The sequence below is a fragment of the Kocuria oceani genome (assembly GCF_029524215.1).
Taxonomy (GTDB): Bacteria; Actinomycetota; Actinomycetes; order Actinomycetales; family Micrococcaceae; genus Kocuria; species Kocuria oceani.
This window is the reverse complement of record NZ_JARAMH010000001.1, coordinates 111,070-135,412: the sequence shown is the minus strand read 5'-3', so window position 1 is coordinate 135,412 and position 24,343 is coordinate 111,070. Positions and strand designations below refer to the sequence as shown.

The window sequence follows — 24,343 nt, the reverse complement described above, 5'->3', positions numbered from 1 at the left end:
CGGCCGTCCCCCCGGAGCCGCTCACAGCCCCCGGAGGCGGTCCATCTCGCGGCGGTCCTTCTTGGTGGGACGTCCGGCGCCCCGGTCCCGGCGCGGCACGGCCGCGTGCAGGGCGGGGGGAGGGGGCGGGCTGTGGTCCACGTAGGCGGCCGCGGCCACGGGAGCGCCGACGCGCTTGGTCAGCAGCTGCACCACCTCCAGGACCTGCTCGTGGCCGGGACGCCGCACGGTCACCCGCTGGCCGGGCCGCACGGGCTGGGCCGCCTTGACCGAGGTGCCGTCGATCTTGACGTGGCCCGCCCGGCACGCGGCCGTGGCGGCGGACCGGGTCTTGAACACGCGCACCGCCCACAGCCACGCGTCCACGCGCACGCTCGCCGGTGCGGCCGTCATCGGTGTGCCCCCGCGGCGAGGATGTCGTCCGTCCGAGTCATGAGCCCATTGTGCCGAAGACCGGGCTCCGGTGCGGACCCGGCCGCCGGTCCGCGTGGACAGCAGTGGGGACAGCTGATGTGCTACCGACCAGTGGTGCGCAACACACCGGCAACCCCGGACGCCCTACACTGAGGCACATTCAGCAGTGGCTCCCTCTCCGGCACGACGCCGCGCCGGGGGCGGACGAGCCAGCACCTCCCGAGGGAAGGAAAGATCCATGAAGAGCAGGTTCCACGGGGCAGCGACCCTGTCCGTGCTGGCCGTCTCCGCGCTGGCGCTGAGCGCGTGCTCGGACACGGGCGGGGGCGAGCAGGCCGGCGGCGAGGCGACCGGCGGGGAGATCAGCCTGATCAACGAGGGCACGCTGACGGTGTGCTCGGACATCCCCTACCGCCCCTTCGAGTACACCGAGAACGGGGAGACCGTCGGCTTCGACATCGACCTGGTCAACAACATCGCCGAGGACATGGGGGTGGAGACGGAGTTCATCCGCACCGCCTTCGAGGGCATCCAGTCGGGTGTGGCCCTGGACTCGGACCAGTGCGACCTCGCCGCCTCCGGGATGACCATCACCGAGGAGCGCGAGTCGGTCATGGACTTCTCCGAGCCCTACCTCGACGACAACCTCGCCCTGCTGGTGGCCCCGGACGCCGACATCGACTCCCTGGCCGACGTCGAGGGCAAGCGCGTGGGCGTGCAGCAGGCCACCACGGGCGAGACCCAGGCCCAGGAGAACAACGCCGAGGTCGTGCAGTACGAGGACTCCGCCCTGATGATCCAGGGGCTCAACACCGGCGACGTCGAGGCCGTGATCGGCAACATCTCCGTGATGGGCCCGGCCATCACCGACAACCCGGAGCTGCGCCTGGTCGAGGAGATCGAGACCGGCGAGCAGCTGGGCCTGGCCGTGAAGACCGGCAACACCGCCCTGCTCGAGCAGGTCAACGAGTCGCTGGCCACCATGGAGGAGAACGGCACCCTCGAGGAGCTCGAGGGCAAGTGGCTGGGCACCGGGGAGGCCGCCGGCTCGGCGAGCCCGGAGCCGTCCGCGAGCTGATCCGCCCCGCGCCCACCCGGGTGTGACCACCACCACGGACGCCGTGGCCCGCCGACCGCGGGCCACGGCGCTCCCGTCCGTAGGCTGGGACCGGGCGGGCGGCGTCGTCGGCCCCGTGCGTTCCGACACGCCCCACGACCACGACAGGGGATGCGCCCGTGACGACCGCCTCCGGCCTGGACCTGCAGCACCTCCACCCTGGCGTCCGCCCGCAGGACGACCTGCACCGGCACGTCAACGGCGGCTGGATCGACGCCCACGAGCTGCCCGCGGACCGCGCCTCCGACGGCGCGTCCGCGCTCCTGACCGAGCTCAACGCCCGGAGGGTGCACGAGATCGTCCGGGCGGCCCCGGCCGGGTCCCCGATGGCGGTCCTGCACCGCTCCTTCCTCGACGAGGGCGCCGTCGAGCGCCGCGGCCGGGACGCCCTGGACCCCGACCTCGAGCTGCTCGGCGCCGCGCGCGGCAAGGATCAGCTCGCCGGGGCCTCGGCGGCCCTGCAGCGCACCGGGGTGGACGGCCTGCTGTCCTTCTTCGTGGAGAACGACTCCGGGGACTCCTCCCGCTACTCCTTCTTCCTGTGCCAGGACGGACTGTCCCTGCCCACGCGGTCCCACTACACCGACGCCGTGCACGGGCCGCTGCGCGCGGTGTTCACCGGCCACGTCGCGGCGATGCTCGAGCTCGCGGGCCTGCCGGCGCGGTGGGGCGTGACCGGCGAGCAGGCCGCCGGCACGGTGCTGGCCATGGAGACGCAGCTGGCCGCCGCGCACTGGGACACCGTCGCCGCGCGGGACGTGGCGCAGATGCACAACCCCGTGGACGTGCCCGGCCTGGTGGCCATGGCCCCCGGCTTCCCCTGGGCGGCGTGGCTGGCGGGCATCGCCCCGCAGCGGGGCGCGAGCGCCTTCGACCGGATCATCGTGCGCCAGCCCTCCTTCACGTCCCGGCTCGGCGAGCTCTGGGCGGAGTGGTCGGAGCAGCAGATCCGGATCTGGCAGTCGTGGCGGATCGTGTCCCGGCGCGCCCCGTTCCTGCCCCAACCCTTCGTGGCGGAGAACTTCCGCTTCTACAGCACCGCCCTGTCCGGGATCACCCGCCCCCGGGAGCGGTGGAAGCGCGCCGAGTTCCTGGTCACCCGGGTCCTGGGCGACGACGTGGCCCGGGCCTACGTGGACCGCTGGTTCCCGCCCGCGCACCGGGCCCGGGTGGAGCAGCTCGTGGAGCACCTGCTGGCCGCCTACCGGGAGCGGATCGGCCGGCTCGAGTGGATGTCGGAGGCCACCCGGGCCCGGGCCCTGGAGAAGCTGTCCACGTTCACCGTCAAGGTCGGCTGTCCCAGCACCTGGCGGGACTACTCGGGCCTGGACCTGGACCCCACGGACCTGCTCGGCAACGTCCGCGCCGGCCTGGCCCTGGAGCACGACCGCGCCGTGCGGAAGATCGGCACGCCCGTGGACCGCGGCGAGTGGCTGCTCCACCCGCACTGGGTCAACGCCTACTTCCACCCCGTGCTCAACGAGGTGGTCTTCCCCGCCGGGATCCTGCAGCCGCCCTACTTCGACGCCGACGCCGACGACGCCGTGTGCTACGGCGCGATCGGGTCCGTGATCGGCCACGAGATCGGCCACGGCTTCGACGACCAGGGCGCCCGGTACGACGCCCACGGGCACCTCGTGGACTGGTGGACCGACGAGGACCGCGCCGAGTTCGCCCGGCGCACCGCGGCGCTCGTGGCCCAGTACGACGGCTTCACCCCGCGCGGCCTCTCCGCCGAGCACCACGTCGACGGCGCCTTCACCGTGGGCGAGAACATCGGGGACCTCGGCGGCCTGGAGATCGCCCTGGTGGCCTACCGGATGGCGCTCGCGGAGCAGGGCCTGGACCTGGCCACGGCGCCGGTGCTGGACGGGCTCACGGGCGCCGAGCGGTTCTTCTACGCCTACGCCGGGCTGTGGCGCTCCACCGCCCGGGAGCAGGAGCTGATCAACCGCCTGGCGGGCGACCCGCACGCCCCGGACGAGTTCCGCTGCAACGGCGTGGTCCGCAACATGGACGCCTTCCACGAGACCTTCCGCACCCGCCCCGGCGACGCCCTGTGGCTCCCCCCGGAGGCCCGCGTCACCGTCTGGTGACCGCCCCCTCCCCTTCCCCTTTCCCCCTTGCCCGCGAGATGGCACGTGGGTGGCGGCGACCGCAGCGTGCTGGGTCGCCGCCACGTGCCGTCTCGCGGGCAGGAGAACCGGGAGGGCCGGGCGGGTCAGGCGGGCAGGGGTGGGGTGCGCGGGGGGACGGTGCGGCGGGCGCCGGTGGCCTCGAACGCCGCGGCGAGGCGCAGCAGGGCGGTGTCGTCCCACGCGCGGCCCGCCAGGGTGAGGCCCACGGGCATGCCGGTGTCGGCCATCGTGCCCATCGGCACCGTGACGGTCGGGATCCCCAGGTGCCGGGGCACGAGGTTGCCGTTGGCCACCCACACGCCGTTGCGCCAGGCCAGGTCCGCGGAGACCGGGTCGACATCGGCGTCGGCGGGCCCGACGTCCGCGACGGCGGGGAAGACCACGGCGTCCAGGCCCAGCTCGTCCATCCACTGCTCCAGGTCGACGCGGCGGGTCTCCTCGAGCCCGCGCACCCCCTCCGCCAGGTGCGGGATCCGCGTCAGCACGGGCACGCCGTGCTCGCGCACGAAGTCCGGGTAGTCGGCGATGTCGTCGTCGAACCCGTCGTAGCGGTCGGGCAGGGCGCCGGCCGGGTGCGGGAAGATCCGGGAACCGTCCACGTCGGCCAGCCGGTGCAGGGCGGGGTCCCCGTTGGCCTCGAGGAAGTCGTGCCATGCCCAGGCCGAGAGGTCCACGATCTCCCGGTGCAGGTACTCCGCGCTCACCAGTCCGCGGGTGGCGAGGGTGGGCGCTCCGGGCCGGTCGCCCTCGTAGTTGCTCACCACCGGGAAGTCGACCTCGACCACCGTGGCGCCGGCGGCCTCGAGGTCGTGCCGGGCCGCCTCCCACAGCGCGATCACGGAGGGGCGGGTCTCGATGCGCCGGCCGGTCGGGCCGCCGATGCCCGGGGACTCGGCGGTGCCGGCCCCGGGGTCGGCGTTGACGTACATCCGCGGCACGCCCAGCCGCCGTCCCGCCAGGACGCCGGCGGCCGCGGCGGCGTCGGGCACCGCCAGGGCCGGGTAGGAGGCCGGCCGCACCGCCGAGGCGGCCGGGATCTCGATCCAGGGCTGCACGCGCCAGAAGTCTCCGCGGGTCTCGGGGTCGTCGGCGACCACCACGTCGAGGACCTCGAGCAGGTCGGCCACGGTGCGGGTGTGGGGGACGACGACGTCCATGGTGGGCACCAGCGGCCAGTTGCCGCGCACCGAGATCACCCCGCGCGAAGGGGTGTAGGCGCACAGGGCGTTGTTGGACGCCGGGGCGCGGCCCGAGGACCAGGTCTCCTCGCCGAGCCCGAACGCGGCGAAGCTCGCGGCCGTGGCCGTCCCGGAGCCGTTGGAGGAGCCGGACCCGAAGGCCGCGGTGAGGTAGGCCCCGTTGTAGGGGCTCTCGGCCCGGCCGTAGACGCCGCGCTGCATGCCGCCGTTGGCCATCGGGGGCATGTTGGTCAGCCCGAGCAGCACCGCACCGCCGGCCCGCAGCCGCTCGATCGTGAAGGCGTCGCGCTGGGCCACGAGGTGCTCGAACGCGGGCGAGCCGGCCGCCACGGTGAGGCCGCGGACCTGGTAGCTGTCCTTGGCGGTGTACGGGATCCCGTCCAGGGGGCCGAGCACCTCCCCGCGGGCCCGGCGCGCGTCGGAGGCGCGGGCCTCCTCCAGCGCCGCGGGGTTGTCCACGACGACGGCGTTGAGCTCCGGGCCGCCGCGGTCGTAGGCCGCGATGCGGGCCAGGTAGGCGGTGACCAGCTCCTCGCTGGTGGTGCGCCCGGCCTCCAGTGCCGCGCGCAGCTGCGCGATGCCCGCCTCCACGACGTCGACCCCGCGGCCGGTCCTGCCGCCGGGCCTGCCGTCGGCCGGGGTGCCGGGCCGGTCGTCCGGGCCGCCGGAGGTGCTCATCGGGTGCCCTCCCCGTCCGTGGCGGCGCCGCGGGGCGCCGGCTGCTGCTGGGTGATGCAGTGGATGCCGCCGCCGAACGCGAAGATGTCGCGGGCGTCGACCAGCTCCACCGCCCGGTCCGGATAGGCCTCGGCGAGGATCTCCGCGGCGAGGGCGTCGTGCGGGTCGTCGAAGGCGCACAGCACGACCACGCCGTTGGCGACGTAGTGGTTGATGTAGGAGAAGTCCACGAATCCGTCGCCGGCGTCGAGCACGGTGGGCGCGGGGACGTCGACGACGCGCAGCCGGCGCCCGCGGGCGTCGGTGGCGGCCTCGAGCACCGCACGGATCTGCCGGGACACCTCGAAGTCGGGGTGGGCGGGGTCGTCCTGCCGGTGCACCAGGACGGTCCCCGGCCCGGCGAAGGCGGCGACGATGTCCACGTGGCCGCGGGTGCCGAACTCGTCGTAGTCGCGGGTGAGCCCGCGCGGCAGCCAGATCGCCCGGGACGTGCCCAGCCGGGCGTGGACCTCCGCCTCCACCTGCTCCTTCGTGGCGCCGGGGTTGCGGCCGGGGTCCAGCTGCACGGTCTCGGTGAGCAGCACGGTCCCCTCGCCGTCGACGTGGAACCCGCCGCCCTCGTTGACCAGGGTGCTGGCCCGCACCGCGGCCCCGGCGCGCTCGGCCACGAAACGGCCCAGGTGCTGGTCGTGGCCCCAGGCGGCCCACTCCTGGGCGCCCCAGCCGTTGAACACCCAGTCCACGGCGACCACGTCCCCGGCCGGGTCGTGGGCGAAGGTGGGCCCGGAGTCGCGCAGCCACGCGTCGTCGAGCGGAGCCGTCACCACGTCGACGCCCTCCCCCAGCGCGGCGCGGGCGGCGTCCGCGTCGGCGGGCGCGGCCACCACGGTGACGGGCTCGTGACGGGCGATCGTGCGGGCCACGGCCGCCCAGGCCCGCCGGGCACGGTCGAGGGTCTCGCTGCCGGCGGGGCCGAAGGTGTCGTTGGGGGGCGGGAAGGCCATCCAGGTGCGGTCGTGGGGACCCCACTCGGCGGGCATCACGGTGGTCGCCGCAGCGGCCGTGGCAGCAGGGTCGGCGGGGCGGGTGGCAGGGTTCATGGTCGTCGTTCCTCGGGTCGTCGGGCGGACAGGGGGCGGGGGCGCGCCGCTCACGGCGCGGCGGGCTCGGCGGTGGACGCGAAGGCGACGCGGCCGGCCACGACGGTCAGCCGCGTGCGGTTGCTCAGCAGCTGCGCGGCCTCGGCGGCGAAGGGGTCCGCGTCGAGAACGGCGAAATCGGCGAGGTGGCCCGCGACGATCCGCCCCTCCTGGTCCTCGGCGCGGCAGGAGAAGGCGGCGTCGCGGGTGGCGTGGCACAGGGCGTCGGCCAGGTCCAGGGCGTAGCGGGGCAGGTTGGCGGGCAGCGAGGGATCCAGCGCGGATCGGCGGGTCGTGGCCACGTACAGATTGGGCAGCGGCTGGTGGGGCGCGGTCGGCGCATCCGTGCTGATCGCCAGGGTGGCACCGGCGGCGAGGAACTCCGTCCACGGGTAGGCGCGCTCGGCGCGGTGGTCGTCCAGCACGGCCCGCCAGTTGTCCTGGATGGCCGGGTCGGCGTGGACGGGCTGCACGGAGGCCACCACGTCCAGGGCGGCGAGCCGCCGCACGTTGGCCTGGGTGACCGTCTCCAGGTGCTCGATCCGGTGCCGGCGGTCCTTCCGGGGGCCGTTGATCCGGTGGGCCTGCTCGAGGGCATCCAGAGCGATGTCCGAGGCCTCGTCGCCGATGGCGTGCAGGGCGACCTGCAGCCCGGCGGCGTCGGCGGCGACCACCACCGGTGTCAGCGATTCCCGGTCCCAGATGGGCCCGCAGGTGCTGCCGTCGGCGTAGGGCTCCTTCATGGCCGCGGTGCAGCTGTCGATCACGCCGTCGACGACGACCTTGATCCCGCAGATCCGCAGCCAGTCCCCGGAGAGCTCCCCGGCCAGTTGCACCGCCCGGGCGACCTGGGCGAGGTTCTCCGCCTCGGTGCCGCGGCGGTGGACGAGCCAGTGGCCCTTCACCCGCAGCGGTAGCGTTCCGCCGTGGCGTTCGGCGGCGCGCCGGAATGCGGCGAGGTCGTCGTCCTGGACGGCCATGTCCACCGCGCCCGTCACGCCGACGGCCAGGTAGTGCTCGAACGCGGACTCCAACTGGGCGTCCCGGTCGGCATCGCTGGCCGCCCGCGCCAGGGCCGGCCAGACGATCTGCTGGGCCGCAGTCTCGTGCAGCATCCCGTCGGCCGCCCCGGTGACCGGGTCCCGGCTGATCCGGCCCCCGATCGGGTCCGGCGTGGTGTCGTCGATGCCCAGTTCGGCCAGGGCGGCGCTGTTGACCCACACCGAGTGCAGGTCGTTGGCGTCGAGGTACACGGGGCGGTCCGGAACGGCGTCGTCGAGCAGCTGCCGGGTGGGCGCCGTCCCGCCGAGAGCGCTGTAGAGCCAGCCGGAGCCCAGGACCCGGGGCGCGTCCGGATGGTCGTCGACCGCCCGGCGCAGCCGCCGCTGGATCTCGGTGAGGTCCGCGGCGTCGCGCAGCGCCACCTTCTGCAGGGACTGTCCGGTCATCAGCAGGTGGGTGTGGGCGTCGATGACGCCCGGGAGGACGAAGCCCCCGGCGAGATCGACCTCGGTGGCGCCGGGACCGGCCGCCCGCCGGGCGGAGTTCTCGGTGCCGACGTACAGGAAGCGCTCGCCCTCCACGACGAAGGCCTCGGCGTCGGCGCCGTCGGCGGTGAAGACGGTCGCGTGGGTGTAGAGGGTGCGTGCGGGCACGGAACTGCTCTCTGCTCGTGGGGAGGGGGACATCAGACGATTGCCGCCTGTGGGAACTCGGTCTCTGCAGCCCGACGGGCTGCAGTAGCTTCGGTGCGGACGGAATGGCGGGAGATGAGGGCAAAGGGGATCAGGAGTACGAACGTCATCCCGGCCAGCACCGCACCCAGGGTGGTGTAACCGGCCGCCGCCGAGATAGAGGTGCCGAACACGGGGGCGAAGGAAGACCCGATGAGGTAGACCCCCAGCACCGGAGCCGACCACTTCCCCGAGGCGTCCAGGGCCGCTGCCACGGCGATGATGTAGATGAAGGACAGCATGTAGAGGGTGTTCCAAGCGATGACCACGACCATGTACCACCCCGGGTCGGTCACGCTCCCGGCGAGCAGCTTCAACGCCCCGCCCGCCACCAGGGCCACCACCAGCGGTGCCGTACGGCCCAAGCGCGGGCCCGCAAGTCCCACCAGGGCCGAGGCGATCAGCCCCCCGAGGGTGGACAGGCTCAGCACCAGCCCCATTCCGGTCTCGTCCAGTCGGGCCTGTTCGGCACCCATCGTGGCCGCCACCGCCCACAATGAGTCCTCGCTCAGCGCCCACAAGGCGAAGCAAACCAGCAATCCAAACCCAGCGACCGTCGTCGTCCGTGAGGTCGGGGTGGCAGACACAGCGGAGGACTCCCCCGTGGCGCCCACTTCCGGGGCCGGACGGTCAGGCAGCCACCCGGTGGTGAACAGGGCCGCTAGGGCGAGGCCCGCGAGCAGTCCGAAAGCGCTGCCCATACCGGCACCCAACACTGGGATCACAAACAACACAACTGAGACGATCGCGCGGTTGGTGAAGCCGTTGATGCCCGAGGCACGGTCAGGATTGCGCAGGGCGCCGAGTGCCGCCCCACCGGCGGAGACCGCCCCACCGGCGCCCACCCCGCCGAGCACGACGCCGGCAACAACCATGGGCACGGAGGGAACGAATGCAGCCACACCGAAGCCCATGGCAGTCAGGCCCAGCCCAGCACGGGCCACGATGTACCGCCCGGACCGGGCCGACCAGCGGGAGGTCAGCAGGCAGGTTACGGCGCACACCAGAAGGGACGCCGTCATCAACGCCCCCGCTCCGGTGACGGAGAAACCGGGTTCCCCCGTGAGGGCCACGATCATGACCGGAACCAGATTGGCGGTCATGAACCCCACCACGCTGATCCCGAAGACCGACACGGCGCGTGTCGTCGTCAGGGGCACACGGCCGGCGTTCTCCGGTGCCGCTGCGTTCTGGGACATGGTCTTCCCCCTCGTGGCCGGGATGTGAGTGCCATCACCTTTAATGAAAGGCTTTCATTATTATGAAGCCCGTGTCCTGCGGCCACAAGACCTTGGTGAAAGGTTTTCAGTGAATGGTGCGGAGCACCTGCTCGCGCACACCTGCGACGAGCACGTCCAGGCCGAAGGCGAAGGCCGCCTCCGCCCGCTCCTCCACGGAGCCGAGCCCGGCGATGGCCCGGCTCAGAGCGGGGAACCGACCTTCCGGCGGCGCCCAGACGACCTCGGGCCCCGTCAGGTCGAGCGCGGAGCCCAGGGCCAGGTAGTCGATCGCGGAGATGGCCGGGACGACCGCCTGCCGTGCGAGCCCGGCCCGCTCCAGGACGACCGCCATGTCCTCGTAGATCCCGATCACCCCGAGGTCCTGGACGGTCTGGGTGATGAGCAGGGGCACCAGGCGCGGATGGGCGACCATGCAGTCCCGGTAGGTCCGCACGAGCGCCCGCAGCGCCTCCTCCCACGGCAGGTTCTCGCAGTCCACCGGAGCAGGGGTCGCGAACACCCGGCCGCGCATCAGCTCCACGATGTGCTCCCGGTTGGCGATGTGGTTGTACAGCGCCGACTGGCTGACGCCCAGGCGGCGGGCGACCTTCGGGAAGCTGAAGTCCCCTGTCTCGTCGACGAGCGCGAGGGCGGCGGTGACGATGGCGTCGACCGACAGGAGCGGCGAACGGGGACGGGCCATGGGGAACTCCTCGGACGGTGCGGGTCCTGTCGAATCTACCGAGGATCCGCCCGGCCGGTCAGCCGCGCCCACGCCGGGGCCGAGGCCCCGGGGCCACCCCCCGGGGTCCTCGGCCCCTCCGGCACCGCCGACCGGTCGGCTCAGTCGAGGACCGGCAGCTCGGTGGTCTCGAAGCGCTCCCGGAAGAAGGACGGGTTGCGCCGGTACTGGACGAGCATGACGACGATGCCGAGCAGAAGCATGCCCACCCCGAGGACGAACACCAGGCCGACCCCGCCGATCGACGACCCCGAGCCGTACTCCGGGTCCATGGAGTCGTAGGACGTCTGCACGAAGAAGACCAGCAGCAGGATCCCGCCGAGCAGCGGAGCCAGGAACTTCGTCAGGAACGCCTTCGCGGTGCGGAAGGCGTCGCGGCGGAAGTACCACACGCAGGCCAGGGCGGTGACGCCGTAGTAGAAGCAGACCATCATCCCCAGGGTGGTGATGGTGTCCCACAGGACGTTCTCGGAGACCACGCGCATCACGGCGTAGAACACCGAGGCGATGACGGCCGCCGCGATCGTGGCGTAGCCCGGGGACTGGAAGCGGGAGGTGATCCGGGCGTACTTCGCCGGCAGCGCCCCGTAGTGGCCCATGGCGAGCATGGTGCGCGCCGGGGAGATCATCGTGGACTGCAGCGACGCCGCGGAGGAGGAGAGCACCGCGAGGGACATCAGGATCGCGAACGGGCCCATGACCGGACCGGCGAGCGCCGCGAAGACGTTCTCCTGGATGTCCTCGTTGCCCAGGCCGAGCTCTGCGGCACCCACCCCCGAGTAGGACAGCACGGCGAGCGAGACGGCCATGTAGAGGGCGACGATGACGAGGATGGTGGCGATGGCCGAGCGGCCGGGCCCGGTGGCGGAGTCCTTGCTCTCCTCGTTGAGGGTGAGCACCACGTCCCAGCCCCAGTAGATGAACACGGACAGGGACACGCCCGCGGCGAACGCGGAGAAGGTCTCCACGCCGAACGGGTTGAACCACTCGGCGCGCACGGCGAGGCCGTCGAAGGCCGTGCCGCCGGCGACGTGGCCGAAGGCCGCGGCGGCGAACCACAGCAGGACGAGCAGCTGGAAGACGACCAGGACGTACTGCACCACCTTGGTGGCCTCCATGCCGCGGTAGGAGATCCAGGCCGCGACCGCCACGAACGCCAGGCAGGTGGCCACGTTGACGGGCACGTTGCGGGTGAGCTCCGCGATGGCGTCGTTGCCGGTGATCTGGGCGATCGCCAGGTAGAAGAAGTCCACCGCGATGCCGGCCAGGTTGGACAGCACCAGGATGGTCGCGGCGAGGAGTCCCCAGCTGCCCATCCACCCCACCCAGGGGCCGAAGGCCTTCGACACCCAGGTGAAGGTGGTGCCCGAGTCGGGCATGGCCCGGTTGAGCTGCCGGTAGCCGACGGCCACGAGGAGCATGGGCACGAAGCCGACCAGCAGGATCGCCGGGAGGTGGGTCCCCACCGCGGCGGCGGTGGGCCCGAGGGCGCCGGAGAGGGTGTAGGCGGGCGCGATGGTGGACACGCCGATGACCACGGAGCCGAGGAGGCCCACCGAGCCCTTGCTGAGCCCCTTCTCGTGGCCGGTCCTCTGCTCGTGGGCGAGCGGTGCGGTGCCGGTGCTCATGACGCGGCCTCCTTCTCGGTCTGGTCCGGAGCATCCTCCGGGAGGGGCCGGGGCACGACGACCATCGGCACCGGGATGTGCTTGAGCAGCCGGGCTGCGGTGGTGCCCAGGAAGGTCTGCCGTCCCTGGGCCAGGCGGGACGAGCCGATGAGCAGGATCCCGCCCGGGGCCCAGTCGACGTCCTGGGCGGCTTTCTTGAGGGTCCGCCCGGAGGCGACCCGCACGGTCACGGGCCGCGTCCGGCGGGCCTCGGCCGCCGCGGCCTCCAGGTGCTCCTCGACGCGGCGGCGGGCCTGCTCGGTGGCGTCCGGGTCCGCGGCCTGCCCCTCGAGGAAGGAGATCAGCTCCAGCTCCAGGCCGGAGCGCTCGACGGCCTCGACCGCCTCCCGGATGACCTGGTGCGCTCCGGGGCGGGTGCCCACCGCGGCGTAGAGCCGGGTGAGCGGCTGGTCCCCGGCATACCGGCGCGGAGCGAGGGCCACCGGGACCGGTGAGCTGTGCAGCAGCGAGTTCACCACGGAACCCAGGGTCGGGCGCCCGCCGCCCGTGCCGGCGCCGACCACGATCATCGCGGCCCCGAGCTCGGTGGCGGCCTCGACCAGACCGGCGGGCACGGACCGGGCCTCCCGCACGTGGGTGCGGGCCGTGACCCCCTCGGGCACCAGCGCGGCGGCCTCGCGCAGCCACTGGTGGGCCTGCCGGCGGAGCACCTCCGAGATGTCCCCCACCGGCGGGTAGACCTGCTGGTACGGGTCGTCCGTGCGCAGCACGAGGACGATCTCCAGCTCGGCGCCCACGTCGCGGGCGAGCGCGCCGCCCAGCCGCACGGCGTCGCGGCTGCGGCGGTCGCCGCTGCAGCCGACGACGTAGCGCGGCACCCCGGCGGTGCTCATCGCCCCGCGCCCGTCAGCGAACCGGCGCGGAGGATCCCGTCCGCCGCGGCCCGGCCCTGGCGCAGGGCGCCGTCGACGTGCTGGTAGCCCTCGGCGGCGAGGTCGGAGCAGGCCCAGCGGATCGGGCCGACCGGGGTGGCCTGGTGCGCGCCGTAGCGGTGCAGCCCGCCGAGGTCGTAGCTGGCGGCGTAGGCCCCGCGGGTCCACTCCTCGGAACCGAAGTCGGACTCGTAGTAGACCACCGGCTCCAGCGCCTCCTCACCGAGGTAGCGGGCGAGGGACTCGAGGATCAGCCGGCGGCGCTCCTCGGCGGGCAGGGCGAGGACCGCGTCGGCCTTCTCGTCGGAGACGAAGCCCACCAGGGTGCCCCGGGGGTCCTCGTGGTTGGTGTTGTCGTAGACCTCCTGGCAGAGCTCGTGGGCGCCGAAGCCGGTCCCGGAGAGGCCTTTGGCCCGCCAGAACGGCGTCTCGTACACCGCGTGCACCTTGATCACCAGGCCCAGGGACTGGTGCTGGTGCATCTGGTGCTGCAGCCGCGGCAGGGGCGGCTCGAAGGAGATCCGGGAGTAGAGGTTCGGCGGGACGGCCACGACCACGTCCTTCGCCCGCACGGTGAGCCGGTCGGACCAGACCGTGACCTCCGTGCCGGGCACGTGCTCGGCGTAGGTCTGCCCCTCGCCGGCCCAGCGGATGGTGCGCACCGGGGTGTCGAGGAACACGACGTCCTCCCCGAGCTCGGCGGCCATGGCCTCGGAGACGGACTGCATGCCGCCGACCACGCGGCGGTCCAGGATGAAGTCCTCGTCCACGAGGTTGGAGAAGGACCCGGCGGAGGCGGCCATCAGCACGGCCTGCAGGGTGGAGAAGGCGTGGGACGGCTTGGTGAGCATCGCCCCGGCGATGAACATGCCGATGTTGGTGCAGGCCTCCTCGTCCGCCGACTGCTGCCGCAGCCAGTGGTGGAAGGAGATCGTGTCCAGCTCCCGGGCCAGCGGGTGCGCCCACGGCTGCGCCACGCCGATCTGCTCGACCAGTCCGTCGAGGATCCCGACGAGCCGCTCCATCTCGGCGATCGTGGACTCCCCGGCGGGGAACATCGACCCGGTGTAGGTGTGGCGGACGCCGTCCGGGGCGAGGTAGACGGACTCGCCCTCGCGGTAGCGCTGGTAGGTGCCCAGGCCGAGCTCGTCGACGAGGGCCAGCAGCTCGGTCTGGTCCGGGGAGATCCACTGCCCGCCGAGCTCCAGGAAGGCGCCCTCGACGGTCCGCGACCAGGTGCGCCCGCCCACGCGGTCGCGGGCCTCCAGGACGGCCACGGTGCGCCCGGCGGCCACGAGCGCGCGGGCGGCCGTCAGCCCGGCGGGACCGGCTCCGACGACGACGACGTCGCGCTCGATCGCGGTCTCGCTCCCGAGGGTTCGTTGATCGGTCACTGTGTTCTCCTTCACGCTAAAATGAACTTGATTCATTAAGCGGGAGCGCACAGGAGCCCGTCAAGAGCCGCAACAAGAAATTCACACGGCGGGAGCGCTACTTCTTGGTCCGGCGGCTTCCGGCGTGCCAGTCCTCCTCGGTGCCGGGGCGGTCCGGGGCGGCGCCGAGCCCCCGCAGCTGCGGCTGCTCCCGGAGGCTGCGCTTGAGCTCGGCGAAGCCGGGGAAGCGGGCGAGCGCCACCACGTGGTCCCACAGCTCGAGGGCCTCGTCCTCCCCCGGCAGCCGGCTGATCACCGGGCCGAAGAAGGCCACGCCCTCCGGGGGGCCGAAGTGGATGATCGGTGTGCCCACGTCCCGGCCCGTCAGGGCCAGCGCCTCCTCGGTCTCCGCGCGCACCACCGAGTCCAGGGACTCGTCGTCGAGGGCGGCGGCGAGTCCGGCCGGGAGCCCGGCGGCCTCCAGGACCGGCGCGAGGAAGGCCGGCGTGGCCCGGCGGTCCTTCTCGGGGGTCTCCGGGCCAGGCACCGGGTCGGCGTCGAAGCTGTGCGCCCCGAGTGCCGCGTACAGCCGGCCCACGGCCTCGGGACCGTGCTCGGCGCGGGTGCGGGCGGCCACCCGCAGCAGGTGCAGGCCGGCCGTGTGGCCGGCCTCGTACTCGGGCGGGAACCATGCGTCGTAGTCCACGTGCTCGTTGAGCAGGCGCAGGGAGATGAACCGCCAGTCGACCCGGTAGTCCCTCCGGGCGGCGACCGTGCGGACCCACTTGCTGGTCAGCCAGGCGAAGGGGCAGGTGGGGTCGAAGTAGAAGTGCAGGTCGGCGTCCGTCATCGTCCACACGCTAGGAGCACCCCCGGCGACGGTCAAGGATCCGCCGGCCGCGGCGCGGCCGCCCGGCCGCGGACCTAGACTCGACCTGACCGCCCGCCCCCGGCGGCCGCCGCCGGCGGCGCCGGGCCCCGCAGCACCACCTCCAGGAGGACCCCGCCCATGGCTCCCGCCCGAACCCCTCCTCGCCGCCGCGGGCGCCCGAGCCAGCCGGTGCTCTCCGAGGAGCGGATCACCAGCGCCGCCATCAAGATCGTGGCCACCCGGGGCTACCGGCACCTCACCATGACCGAGCTGGCCCGCGAGCTGAAGGTCTCCACCTCGGCGCTGTACAACCACACGTCCTCGAAGCGCGACGTGCTGATCCGGGTCCAGGACCGGATCAACCAGGGCATCGACCGCACCGGCTTCGACTCGCTCCCGTGGGACCGGGCCCTCGAGCGCTGGGCACGGTCCTACCGGGACTGCTACGCCCAGCACACGGCGATGATCCCGATCATGGCCGTGCTGCCCGTGGCGGACTCCCCGCACACCCTGGAGATGTACGAGGCCGTGGCCCGGGGGCTCGCGGACGCCGGCTGGGCGCGCGGCGACATCGCCGACGTGATCGTCTCGGTCGAGTCCCTGGTCTTCGGCGCCGCCTACGACGCCACCGCGCCGGCCGACATCTTCGACCCCGGGGAGCGCTCGGACCTGGCCCCGGTGTTCACGGACGCCGTGCGGGCCCGCCCCGCGGACGCGGCGGCGGCGGCCGACGAGGCGTTCGACGTGGCGCTGCGCGCCATGCTGGACGGCCTGCGCCTGCGCCTGGCGGCCGGGCGGGGCTGACCCGCCCGGCCCGATCAGGCGTCCAGGGCGTGCATGACGTGCTTGACCTGGGTGTACTCCTCCACCGAGTAGAGGGAGAGGTCCTTGCCGTAGCCGGAGTTCTTGAACCCGCCGTGCGGCATCTCGGAGGTCAGCATGACGTGGGTGTTGACCCACACGCAGCCGAACTCGAGGTCGCGGGACACCCGCATGGCCGTGCCGTGGTCGGTGGTCCACACGCTCGAGGCCAGCGCGTAGTCCACGTCGTTGGCGAGCTCGAGCGCCTCCTCCTCGGTGCTGAAGGGCTGCACGGTGAGCACCGGGCCGAACGTCTCCTCCTGCACGAGGGCGTCGTCCTGGTGCACCCCGGTCACCACGGTGGGCTCGAAGAAGTAGCCGGGGGCTCCCTCGACCGGCTTCCCGCCGGCGACCACGGTCGCGTGCCCGGGCAGGTCGGCGAGCTTGCGGCAGACGTCCTCGAAGTGCCGGACGTTGTTGAGCGGGCCGTAGAAGTTCTTGGACTCGTCCGGGTCCCCGGTCACGATGTCCCGGGCGGCCGCGGCCAGCAGCCGCACGAACTCGTCGTGGGCGCTGTCCTGGACCAGGATGCGGGTCACCGCGGTGCAGTCCTGGCCGGCGTTGAACGTGCCGAACTCGACGAGGGCCTTGGCGGCGGCGGGCAGGTCGGCGTCCGCGAACACGACGGCGGGCGCCTTGCCGCCCAGCTCGAGGTGGCCGCGGGTGAGGTTCTGCGCCGCGGCCAGGGCCACGGCACGGCCGGCGCGCACGGAGCCGGTGATGGAGACCATGGAGGGCGTGCGGTGGGCGGTCATGAGCGCCCCCGTGGAGCCGTCCCCCAGGAGGATGTTCACCACGCCTGCGGGGAAGATGCCGTCGATGAGCCGGGCCAGCACGAGGGTGGACTCGGGAGTGGTGTCCGAGGGCTTGAGGACCACGGTGTTGCCCGCGGCCAGCGCGGGGCCGAGCTTCCAGACGGCCATCAGCAGCGGGTAGTTCCAGGGGGTGACCTGCGCGACGACGCCGACCGGCTCCCGCCGCACGTAGGAGGTGTGCTCGCCCATGTACTCCGCCGCGGCCTTGCCCTCGAGGGTGCGGGCCGCACCGGCGAAGAAGCGCAGGTTGTCGGCGCCGGCGCCGACCTCCTCGTCCGCGATCATCTGGCGGGGCTGGCCGGTGTTGCGGTGCTGGGCGTCGACGAGCTCGGAGCTGTGCGCCTCGAGCGCGTCCGCGAGCCGGAGCAGCATGAGCTGGCGCTCGCTCGGGGTGGTGCGCTTCCAGGTCCGGAAGGCCTTCTTGGCGGCGGCGAAAGCCTGGTCCACGTCCGTGGCGTCGGAGACCGGGGAGACGGCCACCGCCTTCCCGGTGGCCGGGTCGACCACGTCGATCCGGCCGGTGCCGTGGGCGTCGACGAAGGCGCCGTCGACGTAGTTCTGCAGGACGTCGCTCATGGTGGGGTCTCCTCTGTGGGCGGGAACACGGTGCCGCCCACTCTAAATGATCGGCTTTCATTTTCGTAGGCTCCGGAGTGACCGGCAGCACAACTCTAGCGCCGCTCCGGCGGGCAGGAATCCCCCTGGTGCGGCCTCACCAGCCCCGGCTGCCCGGGCCACCCTTGAAGGGGCCGACCACCCGCGAGGTGATCCAGCCCCCGTAGAACCCGCCCTCCTGCGGGACCACCCGTTCCCCGTCGACCAGGCACCGGTCCATCGCCCCGGGCAGCACCGCCACATGCCCCCGCAGGGGCGCGAAGCCGGGCGCCGGGGCGGGATAGGTCCACGCCGCGCGCGGGGCGCCCCGCCGCCCGCCCTGCACGTCGAACCAGGCCGCCGCGCCCTTCCACTCGCACCACGAGGATCCCTCGCAGGGGCGGAGGCTGCCCTCGGCGAAGGCGGCGCGGGGCAGGTAGTAGGTCGGCGGATGACTGGTCTCCAGCACCCGGAGGGCGGCCGTGGTGGCGGCGATGCACGTCCCGCCCAGCCACACCTCCACCCGCTCCGGGGTGGGCTCGACCCGGGGCGGACGCGGATAGTCCCACACGGACTCCTGGCCGGGACCCGGGATCCGGGGCCGAGGTCTGCTCATGCGCGCTCCGTCCGGACGCCCCGCCCGTCTCGGCCGACCGGCCGGCCACGGGACGTCACAATGTGCTGAGGGGTGCATCACTATGCTACGGCGCGTGACGGCACCCTGGAAGTGCTTGCCGCGGAAATAATATGATCTCCGGGTGCTTATCTCAGGTCTCCTCATCGGCGCCGCCCTCGGGTTCGTCCTCCAGCGCGGCCGTTTCTGCGTCACCGGCGCGTTCCGCGACGTCTGGATCGCGAAGAACACGTGGTGGCTGTCCGCCCTGTTCGTGGCCATCGCGGTCCAGTCGGTCGGCGTGTGGGTGCTCGACGCCCTCGGCGTGATCACCCTCTCCTCCACCGGCTTCGCGTGGCTGGCCACGGTCCTCGGCGGCTTCGTCTTCGGCTTCGGCATCGTCCTCGCCGGCGGCTGCGCCACCGGCACGTACTACCGGGCGGCCGAGGGCCTCGTCGGCTCCTGGTTCGCCCTGCTCTTCTACGCCCTGTTCGCGGCGATCTCCAAGTACGGCCCGCTCGCCGGGACCACGCAGGCGCTGCGCGGGATCACGACCGAGAACGGCACGATCCACGAGACCCTGCACGTCTCCCCGTGGATCCTCGTCGCCCTGCTGGTCGCGGTCGCGGCGCTCTGGGCACGCCACCACCTCACCAAGCCCCGGATGAAGGTCGCCACCCTCCCGCCGGAGCGGACAGGCCTCAACCACCTGCTGTTCGAGAAGGCCTGGAACCCGTTCGCGACCGCCGTGGTGATCGGCCTCATCGCGCTCGTGGCCTGGCCCGCCAGCTGGGCCACCGGCCGGGAGTTCGGCCTCGGCATCACGGGCCCCTCCGCCAACATCGCCAACTACCTCACCACCGGTGACCTCGAGTTGGTCGACTGGGGCGTGCTCCTGGTGGTCGGCATCCTCGTCGGGTCGTTCGTCGCGGCCGCGGGATCCGGGGAGTTCAAGCTCCGCGTCCCCGACGCGCAGACCATCGTCCGGTCCATCGCCGGCGGCGCCCTGATGGGCATCGGCGCGGCGTGGGCCGGCGGCTGCACCATCGGCAACGGGCTCGTCGAGACCTCGATGTTCTCGTGGCAGGGCTGGATCGGCCTGGGCGCCATGATCCTCGGCACCGGGGCCGCCGCCAAGATCTTCATCGCCCCCCGCAAGAAGTCCGCCGCCCCGGGCCGCGTCCCGGCCGGCGTCTGAACCCCACCGACACCGACCCCCAGGAGGCACTCCTCATGGCACAGCACATCCTCGAGACCGACGGTCTCGTCTGCCCGTTCCCCGTCGTCGAGGCGAAGGCCGCGATGGCCGAGATGCCCGCCGGCGACGAGCTCGTCATCAACTTCGACTGCACGCAGGGCACCGAGGCCATCCCGCGCTGGGCGGCCGAGAACGGCTACCCGGTCACGCAGTTCTCCAAGCGCGGCGCGGCCGAATGGTCGATCACCGTGCAGAAGGCCTGACCCCCGGGCACCCCACGACGGACCCCCGCGGCCGAGCTGATCGGCCGCGGGGGTCCGTCCTTGCAGTGCGTGACCGCCCGGAATGCCCGGGGCCCGAGCAGCGTTCCCCCGGCATGGCGGTGATGCGGACCACGATCCTTCCCCTGGCGCTGGCTGTCCTGCTCCTGGTCGCCGCGTGCACGCCCAGGGCCTCCGGCGGAGCCGGACCACCGACCTCGGGGCCGACCGAGGGGGCGGGCACGGGGTTCACGCTTCCGGCCGAAGGGCTCGTGCTCCAGGTCGTGCACACCGGCGGCTTCCTCACCCCGCAGCTGCTGGCCGCCCGGCTGCCGCTCGTCAGCGTGTACGCCGACGGGCGGGTCATCACGCAGGGCCCGCAGATCGAGATCTTCCCGCCTCCGGCCCTGCCGAACCTGCAGGTGCAGCACGTCGACGCGGAGGCCGTGTCCGTCCTGGTCGACCGTGCGCTCCGGGCGGGGGTCGCCGGCTCCGCGGACCTGGGCCGCCCGCCGGTGGCAGATCTCCCCACGACCCGCTTCACCGTGGTGACGCGGGAGGAGACCCATGTGCGGGAGGTCTACGCACTGGGTGCCGAGGGCCCGCCCGGCCCGCCGGGCGGTGACCAGCCGGGCAGCGCCCCGCCCGGCGGACCGGGCAGCGGCCTCACCCCGGAGCAGCAGACGGCCCGGGCGGAGCTGCAGGACCTGCTCCGCGCGCTCGTCGACCCGGCGTCGGTGCTGCCCGCCGAGGCCGTCGGAGAGCAGGAGCAGTACCTCCCTGCGGCGGTCGCCGGCATCGTCACGGAATGGACGGACCCGCAGACCGGCCTGGACACCGAGCCCGTGCCGTGGCCCGGTCCGCCGCTGCCCGGAGCACCGTTCGAGCCGCGACTGGGACTGAGCTGCGTGCTCGCCGACGGGGAGCAGGCCCAGGAGGTCCTGGCGGCGGCGCGCTCGGCCAGCACCGCCACCCCCTGGCTCTCCGAGGACGGCCGGCGCTGGTCCGTGGCCCTGCGCCCGCTGCTGCCCCACGAGAAGGACTGCGCGGACCTGGCGCAGCGGTGACTGCGCACCCGGAGCCCGCCCCGTGAGCCCAGGGTCTCTCCGGTCCCGCCCCGCTAGGCTCGGGAGGACGATGCACCGCTTCCCCGGAAGGAGCCACCCGTGAGCCTCCGCTCGGCCCTGCTGGCGCTGCTCTCCTCGGGCCCGCTGACGGGCTACGACGTGGTCAAGCAGTTCAGCACCTCGGTGGGCCACGTCTGGCACGCCCCCGACTCGCAGATCTACCCCGAGCTGCGGAAGATGCATGCGGAGGGGCTGCTCTCTAGCCGCCCGGTCCCGTGGGGGTCCCGCGGGTCCACCAAGACCGAGTACTCGATCACTCCCGAGGGCGAGCGCGCCCTGCGGGAGTGGCAGGACACCCCGCTCAGCTACGTCAGGGCGCGTGATCCCGCCCAGCTGAAGGCCGCCTACTTCGAATGGGCCTCCCCCGGGGCGGCGGCCGCGCAGCTGCGCGCGCACCTCGAGCACTACCGGCAGCAGCGAGCCCAGGCCCTCGAGCAGATCCGGGCGTTGGAGGACCGCACGAACCCCACCCTCGCCCGGCGCCTGGCGGCCAACCCGGAGGACCAGTGGGAGCGGATCACCCGGTTCAAGGTCTTCGCCTACGAGGGGCAGGTGGCCCGCGCCGAGCAGGAGATCGCGTGGGCCGAGCGCGGCCTGCGGCTGCTCGCGGAACTGGGCGAGCCGGACGACCCCGGCACGCCGGAGGCGCCCTGACACCGGCCCGGGACGCGGGTGCGTAGGCTGGCCGCAGCCCCACTCCCGGCCGAAGGACCCGCCATGACCCGCGCGCCGCTGCCCCGTCTTCTCGCCCCCGTCCTGTGCGCCGGGCTGCTCCTGGCGGGCTGCGCCCAGGACACCGGCCCGGGGGCGGCGGCCACGCCCGCCGCGGGCGGGAGCTCGTCGTCGTCCGTCCCTTCCCCGACCCCCTCCCCCACTCCCACCCCCACCCCCGAGGAGCCCGCCGAGCTGATCGGCGGGGGCACCGAGGTGTTCCCCGGGCGCCGGATGGTGGCGCTCTACGGCCACCCCGGCACCCCCGGCCTGGGGGCGCTCGGCGAGCAGGGCCCCCGGGAGTCCGTCACCCGCGCGAAGGAGCTGGCCGCGCAGTACGAGCCCTTCAGCGAGGAGCCGGTGGTCCCGGCGTTCGAGATCATCGCGACCACGGCGTCGGCAGAGCCCGGCGAGGACGGGGACCACTCCCGGGAGTCGACGGTGGAGGACCTGCGCCCGTACGTGGACGCCGCGGCGGAGCACGACGTCTACGTGGTGCTCGACCTCCAGCCCGGGCACCAGGACTTCCTGAGCCAGGCGCAGCAGTACGAGGAGCTGCTGCGCCTGCCCAACGTCGGACTGGCCCTGGACCCGGAGTGGCGGCTCGCCCCGGGGCAGGTGCACATGGTCCAGATCGGCTCGGTGGACGCGGCCGAGATCAACGCGACGACGGCGTGGCTGGCGGACCTCACCGCCCGCCACGACCTGCCGCAGAAGGTCGTGCTGCTGCACCAGTTCGCGGACTCGATGATCACGGACCGGCACCTGGTGGACGCCTCGCGCCCGGAGCTCGCGCTCGTGCTGCACGCCGACGGCCACGGCACCCCGGACCTGAAGATGGGGACGTGGGCGCGGCTGCAGCAGGGGCTGCCCCCGGGGATCCGGATGGCCTGGAAGAACTTCTACGACGAGGACACCCCCACCTTCACCCCGGAGCAGACGTTCGCGATCGAGCCGCGGCCCTGGTTCGTCTCATACCAGTGACCCCTCGGCCCCCGGGGAGCTCCTGCCTACGATGAGGAGGGCGGACGGGCAGCCCGCCGGTCCGCCGATCGAGGAGGACCCCATGAAGGCGCTCGTCTACCACGGACCGGGGCACAAGGCGTGGGAGGACGTCCCCGCCCCCACGATCCAGGACCCGACCGACGTGATCGCGAAGGTCGACACGACGACCATCTGCGGCACCGACCTGCACATCCTCAAGGGCGACGTCCCGGCGGTGACCGACGGCCGGATCCTGGGTCACGAGGCGATCGGCACGATCACCGAGGTCGGCGCCGCCGTGACCGGCCTGGCGGTCGGCGACCGGATCATCATCCCCGCCGTCACCAACTGCGGGAAGTGCTCCTACTGCAGGAACAACCAGCCCTCCCACTGCCAGACGCTCGGGGGCGTGGGCTGGGTCTTCGGCCACCTCGTCGACGGCACGCAGGCCGAGTACGTGCGCGTCCCGTTCGCCGAGACCTCCGTGCACCAGGTCCCCGAGGGCCTCGACGACGAGGACGTCCTGTTCCTCACCGACGCCCTGCCCACGGGCTTCGAGATCGGCATCCTCAACGGCAGCACGAAGCCCGGGGACACGGTGGCGATCGTCGGGGCGGGCCCGGTGGGCCTGGGCGCGGTGATGACCGCCAACCTCTGCGGCGCGGGACGGGTGATCACCGTGGACCTGGACGAGAACCGGATGGACAAGGCGCTCGAGCTCGGCGCCACCGACAAGGTCGAGGCGGGGGACCCGGACGCCGTCGAACGGATCAGGGCGCTGTCCCCGGACGGGCTCGGCGTGGACGTGGCCATCGAGGCCGTCGGGATCCCGCAGACGTTCCGGACGTGCCTGGACGTCGTGCGGCCCTACGGGACCGTGGCCAACGCCGGGGTGCACGGCAAGCCGGTCGAGCTGCCGCTGGACCGGCTGTGGATCTCCAACGTCCGGATCACCACGGGCCTCGTCGACTGCCGGACCGTGGGCAGCCTGCTCAACATGGTCCGCTCCGGCCGGCTCGACGCGAAGGCGATGGCCACGCACCGCTTCACGATGTCCCAGATGGAGGAGGCCTACGACCTGTTCGGCAACGCCGCGCAGCACCGGGCGGTGAAGGTCGTCATCCGCGCCGACTGAACGGTTGCTAGCGTGTGGCCGTGCGGACCGACAGACTCCAGAGCCCCCGGCAGCGGAAGACCATCGACCGGCTGGCCCGCTGGCTCACGCGCGCCCACGGAGCGGACCCGGGGTGGGACGCCCTGGTGCTGGACGTCCTCAGCGTGGGCCGGGACCTGCGCCTGCAGGTGCGGGAGGTCCGCGGCGGCACCACGTCCCACCACCCCGTGGACGTCGCCGGGCGCGGCGCCCCACGGCGGCTGGTCCGCGCCCTCCAGGACGACTACGCCGACCTCGTGGACGGGACCTGGCTCTCGGCCACCCTGCTCGTCACGGTCTCCGAGCGGCGCTGGGCCCGGCCCGGGGTGGAGCTGGTCCTGAACTACGCCGACGAGCCCCGTCTCCCGGCGCACGCCCCGCACCCGGTCGCGGCCGAGGACTGGCGGCGGCACCTGGCCCGCTACCGGCGGATGGACCGGAAGATCCCCGGCTGGCTGCGGCAGCGCCTGGCCGAGGCCGGCCTCGACGTGCCCGAGCGCTGAGCCGGGCCGTTCGCCGTGCGGGAACATCCGGCCCGCCGCCCCGGATGCTGTTCCTTCAGCATGCTGAGGGGTCTACGCTGGGGGCATCTGTTCACCGACGGAAGGAGATTCCATGGGACTCGGAGACAAGATCAGCAACGCCGCGGAAAAGGCGGGCGGTGCTGCCAAGGAAAAGGTCGGCGACGCCACCGACAACCGCGACCTTCAGGCCGAGGGCCAGGCGGACAAGCTGTCCGGCAGCGCCAAGCAGGCCGGCGAGAACGTCAAGGACGCGGGCAAGAACTTCAAGGACGGCGTCTGAGTAGTACGGTTCAGCCGTCGAACCACCAGGAGGGCCCCG

Annotated in this window: 23 protein-coding genes; 11 read left to right on the top strand and 12 right to left on the bottom strand. The window is 73.2% G+C overall.

Going from position 1 to position 24,343, the window contains the following annotated elements; all coding sequences use genetic code 11:
* Nucleotides 1–21: 21 nt before the first annotated feature.
* Nucleotides 22–393 carry an RNA-binding S4 domain-containing protein gene (locus tag PU704_RS00695; protein ID WP_062735477.1) on the bottom strand — a complete coding sequence of 124 codons (372 nt, stop codon included), beginning with the start codon at nt 391–393 and terminating at the stop codon, nt 22–24.
* Between the two features lie 259 nt (nt 394–652).
* Here PU704_RS00695 and PU704_RS00690 point away from each other — a divergent pair, with 259 nt between their 5' ends.
* Nucleotides 653–1,492, top strand: coding sequence for an ABC transporter substrate-binding protein (locus tag PU704_RS00690; RefSeq protein WP_047805299.1), 840 nt, complete (start codon nt 653–655; stop codon nt 1,490–1,492).
* Nucleotides 1,493–1,650: 158 nt separating this feature from the next.
* Nucleotides 1,651–3,627: a M13 family metallopeptidase gene (locus PU704_RS00685; RefSeq protein ID WP_277549706.1), complete on the top strand. Its 1,977-nt coding sequence runs from the start codon at nt 1,651–1,653 to the stop codon at nt 3,625–3,627.
* Between the two features lie 125 nt (nt 3,628–3,752).
* Here the strand turns inward: PU704_RS00685 and PU704_RS00680 are convergent, their stop codons facing one another.
* From PU704_RS00680 to PU704_RS00640, 9 genes are all read right to left on the bottom strand, one after another.
* The gene (locus tag PU704_RS00680) at nt 3,753–5,546 is read right to left on the bottom strand and encodes an amidase (RefSeq protein ID WP_277549705.1); all 1,794 of its coding nucleotides are present in this window, start codon (nt 5,544–5,546) and stop codon (nt 3,753–3,755) included.
* Nucleotides 5,543–6,646 carry an agmatine deiminase family protein gene (locus tag PU704_RS00675; RefSeq protein WP_277549704.1) on the bottom strand — a complete coding sequence of 368 codons (1,104 nt, stop codon included), beginning with the start codon at nt 6,644–6,646 and terminating at the stop codon, nt 5,543–5,545. The genes PU704_RS00680 and PU704_RS00675 overlap by 4 nt, the downstream gene beginning before the upstream one ends.
* A gap of 50 nt (nt 6,647–6,696) precedes the next feature.
* Nucleotides 6,697–8,340 carry an amidohydrolase gene (locus tag PU704_RS00670; protein ID WP_277549703.1) on the bottom strand — a complete coding sequence of 548 codons (1,644 nt, stop codon included), beginning with the start codon at nt 8,338–8,340 and terminating at the stop codon, nt 6,697–6,699.
* Between the two features lie 32 nt (nt 8,341–8,372).
* Nucleotides 8,373–9,617, bottom strand: a complete 1,245-nt coding sequence (locus PU704_RS00665; RefSeq protein WP_277549702.1) for an MFS transporter — start codon at nt 9,615–9,617, stop codon at nt 8,373–8,375.
* Between the two features lie 106 nt (nt 9,618–9,723).
* Entirely contained in the window at nt 9,724–10,341 is a 618-nt protein-coding gene (locus tag PU704_RS00660; RefSeq protein ID WP_075872957.1) for a TetR/AcrR family transcriptional regulator C-terminal domain-containing protein, read from the bottom strand.
* 140 nt (nt 10,342–10,481) lie between these two features.
* Nucleotides 10,482–12,008, bottom strand: a complete 1,527-nt coding sequence (locus PU704_RS00655) for an APC family permease (RefSeq protein ID WP_047805293.1) — start codon at nt 12,006–12,008, stop codon at nt 10,482–10,484.
* On the bottom strand, nt 12,005–12,901 hold the full coding sequence (locus PU704_RS00650) for a universal stress protein (RefSeq protein WP_047805292.1): 897 nt from the start codon (nt 12,899–12,901) through the stop codon (nt 12,005–12,007). Before PU704_RS00650 ends, PU704_RS00655 begins: the two co-directional genes overlap by 4 nt.
* Nucleotides 12,898–14,334 (bottom strand): flavin monoamine oxidase family protein, encoded by a 1,437-nt coding sequence (locus PU704_RS00645; protein ID WP_047805291.1) that lies wholly within the window; start codon nt 14,332–14,334, stop codon nt 12,898–12,900. The genes PU704_RS00650 and PU704_RS00645 overlap by 4 nt, the downstream gene beginning before the upstream one ends.
* Before the next feature lie 97 nt (nt 14,335–14,431).
* Nucleotides 14,432–15,163, bottom strand: coding sequence for a DsbA family protein (locus PU704_RS00640; protein WP_277549700.1), 732 nt, complete (start codon nt 15,161–15,163; stop codon nt 14,432–14,434).
* Nucleotides 15,164–15,322: 159 nt separating this feature from the next.
* Here PU704_RS00640 and PU704_RS00635 point away from each other — a divergent pair, with 159 nt between their 5' ends.
* Nucleotides 15,323–15,988: a TetR/AcrR family transcriptional regulator gene (locus PU704_RS00635; protein ID WP_277549699.1), complete on the top strand. Its 666-nt coding sequence runs from the start codon at nt 15,323–15,325 to the stop codon at nt 15,986–15,988.
* Nucleotides 15,989–16,002: 14 nt separating this feature from the next.
* Here the strand turns inward: PU704_RS00635 and PU704_RS00630 are convergent, their stop codons facing one another.
* Together PU704_RS00630 and PU704_RS00625 are read right to left on the bottom strand one after the other, a co-directional pair.
* Nucleotides 16,003–17,436, bottom strand: coding sequence for a gamma-aminobutyraldehyde dehydrogenase (locus tag PU704_RS00630; RefSeq protein ID WP_277549698.1), 1,434 nt, complete (start codon nt 17,434–17,436; stop codon nt 16,003–16,005).
* Nucleotides 17,437–17,572: 136 nt separating this feature from the next.
* Entirely contained in the window at nt 17,573–18,070 is a 498-nt protein-coding gene (locus PU704_RS00625) for a DUF427 domain-containing protein (protein ID WP_075872955.1), read from the bottom strand.
* A 142-nt stretch (nt 18,071–18,212) separates the two neighbouring features.
* Here PU704_RS00625 and PU704_RS00620 point away from each other — a divergent pair, with 142 nt between their 5' ends.
* The 8 genes from PU704_RS00620 to PU704_RS00585 all read left to right on the top strand — a co-directional run bounded on the left by PU704_RS00620 (nt 18,213) and on the right by PU704_RS00585 (nt 24,304).
* On the top strand, nt 18,213–19,265 hold the full coding sequence (locus PU704_RS00620; protein WP_277549697.1) for a YeeE/YedE family protein: 1,053 nt from the start codon (nt 18,213–18,215) through the stop codon (nt 19,263–19,265).
* Between the two features lie 35 nt (nt 19,266–19,300).
* Complete coding sequence (locus PU704_RS00615) at nt 19,301–19,528, top strand: sulfurtransferase TusA family protein (RefSeq protein WP_017833997.1); 228 nt, start codon at nt 19,301–19,303, stop codon at nt 19,526–19,528.
* 122 nt (nt 19,529–19,650) lie between these two features.
* Nucleotides 19,651–20,592 (top strand): hypothetical protein, encoded by a 942-nt coding sequence (locus PU704_RS00610; RefSeq protein ID WP_277549695.1) that lies wholly within the window; start codon nt 19,651–19,653, stop codon nt 20,590–20,592.
* A 99-nt stretch (nt 20,593–20,691) separates the two neighbouring features.
* Nucleotides 20,692–21,306, top strand: a complete 615-nt coding sequence (locus tag PU704_RS00605; protein ID WP_075872952.1) for a PadR family transcriptional regulator — start codon at nt 20,692–20,694, stop codon at nt 21,304–21,306.
* Nucleotides 21,307–21,369: 63 nt separating this feature from the next.
* Nucleotides 21,370–22,347 carry a hypothetical protein gene (locus tag PU704_RS00600; protein WP_277549694.1) on the top strand — a complete coding sequence of 326 codons (978 nt, stop codon included), beginning with the start codon at nt 21,370–21,372 and terminating at the stop codon, nt 22,345–22,347.
* Between the two features lie 82 nt (nt 22,348–22,429).
* On the top strand, nt 22,430–23,482 hold the full coding sequence (locus tag PU704_RS00595) for an alcohol dehydrogenase catalytic domain-containing protein (protein ID WP_277549693.1): 1,053 nt from the start codon (nt 22,430–22,432) through the stop codon (nt 23,480–23,482).
* 20 nt (nt 23,483–23,502) lie between these two features.
* Nucleotides 23,503–24,003 carry a hypothetical protein gene (locus tag PU704_RS00590; RefSeq protein ID WP_152683484.1) on the top strand — a complete coding sequence of 167 codons (501 nt, stop codon included), beginning with the start codon at nt 23,503–23,505 and terminating at the stop codon, nt 24,001–24,003.
* Nucleotides 24,004–24,115: 112 nt separating this feature from the next.
* The gene (locus tag PU704_RS00585; protein WP_047805280.1) at nt 24,116–24,304 is read left to right on the top strand and encodes a CsbD family protein; all 189 of its coding nucleotides are present in this window, start codon (nt 24,116–24,118) and stop codon (nt 24,302–24,304) included.
* The last annotated feature ends 39 nt before the right edge of the window (nt 24,305–24,343 follow it).

Excerpts from the sequence above, each read along its gene's own strand:
- PU704_RS00695 (WP_062735477.1), bottom strand. The coding sequence starts at position 393 with ATGACGGCCGCACCGGCGAGCGTGCGCGTGGACGCGTGGCTGTGGGCG.
- PU704_RS00690 (WP_047805299.1), top strand. The coding sequence starts at position 653 with ATGAAGAGCAGGTTCCACGGGGCAGCGACCCTGTCCGTGCTGGCCGTC.
- PU704_RS00680 (WP_277549705.1), bottom strand. The coding sequence starts at position 5,546 with ATGAGCACCTCCGGCGGCCCGGACGACCGGCCCGGCACCCCGGCCGAC.
- PU704_RS00675 (WP_277549704.1), bottom strand. The coding sequence starts at position 6,646 with ATGAACCCTGCCACCCGCCCCGCCGACCCTGCTGCCACGGCCGCTGCG.
- PU704_RS00665 (WP_277549702.1), bottom strand. The coding sequence starts at position 9,617 with ATGTCCCAGAACGCAGCGGCACCGGAGAACGCCGGCCGTGTGCCCCTG.
- PU704_RS00660 (WP_075872957.1), bottom strand. The coding sequence starts at position 10,341 with ATGGCCCGTCCCCGTTCGCCGCTCCTGTCGGTCGACGCCATCGTCACC.
- PU704_RS00655 (WP_047805293.1), bottom strand. The coding sequence starts at position 12,008 with ATGAGCACCGGCACCGCACCGCTCGCCCACGAGCAGAGGACCGGCCAC.
- PU704_RS00650 (WP_047805292.1), bottom strand. The coding sequence starts at position 12,901 with ATGAGCACCGCCGGGGTGCCGCGCTACGTCGTCGGCTGCAGCGGCGAC.
- PU704_RS00640 (WP_277549700.1), bottom strand. The coding sequence starts at position 15,163 with ATGACGGACGCCGACCTGCACTTCTACTTCGACCCCACCTGCCCCTTC.
- PU704_RS00635 (WP_277549699.1), top strand. The coding sequence starts at position 15,323 with ATGGCTCCCGCCCGAACCCCTCCTCGCCGCCGCGGGCGCCCGAGCCAG.
- PU704_RS00630 (WP_277549698.1), bottom strand. The coding sequence starts at position 17,436 with ATGAGCGACGTCCTGCAGAACTACGTCGACGGCGCCTTCGTCGACGCC.
- PU704_RS00625 (WP_075872955.1), bottom strand. The coding sequence starts at position 18,070 with ATGAGCAGACCTCGGCCCCGGATCCCGGGTCCCGGCCAGGAGTCCGTG.
- PU704_RS00615 (WP_017833997.1), top strand. The coding sequence starts at position 19,301 with ATGGCACAGCACATCCTCGAGACCGACGGTCTCGTCTGCCCGTTCCCC.
- PU704_RS00610 (WP_277549695.1), top strand. The coding sequence starts at position 19,651 with ATGCGGACCACGATCCTTCCCCTGGCGCTGGCTGTCCTGCTCCTGGTC.
- PU704_RS00600 (WP_277549694.1), top strand. The coding sequence starts at position 21,370 with ATGACCCGCGCGCCGCTGCCCCGTCTTCTCGCCCCCGTCCTGTGCGCC.
- PU704_RS00595 (WP_277549693.1), top strand. The coding sequence starts at position 22,430 with ATGAAGGCGCTCGTCTACCACGGACCGGGGCACAAGGCGTGGGAGGAC.
- PU704_RS00585 (WP_047805280.1), top strand. The coding sequence starts at position 24,116 with ATGGGACTCGGAGACAAGATCAGCAACGCCGCGGAAAAGGCGGGCGGT.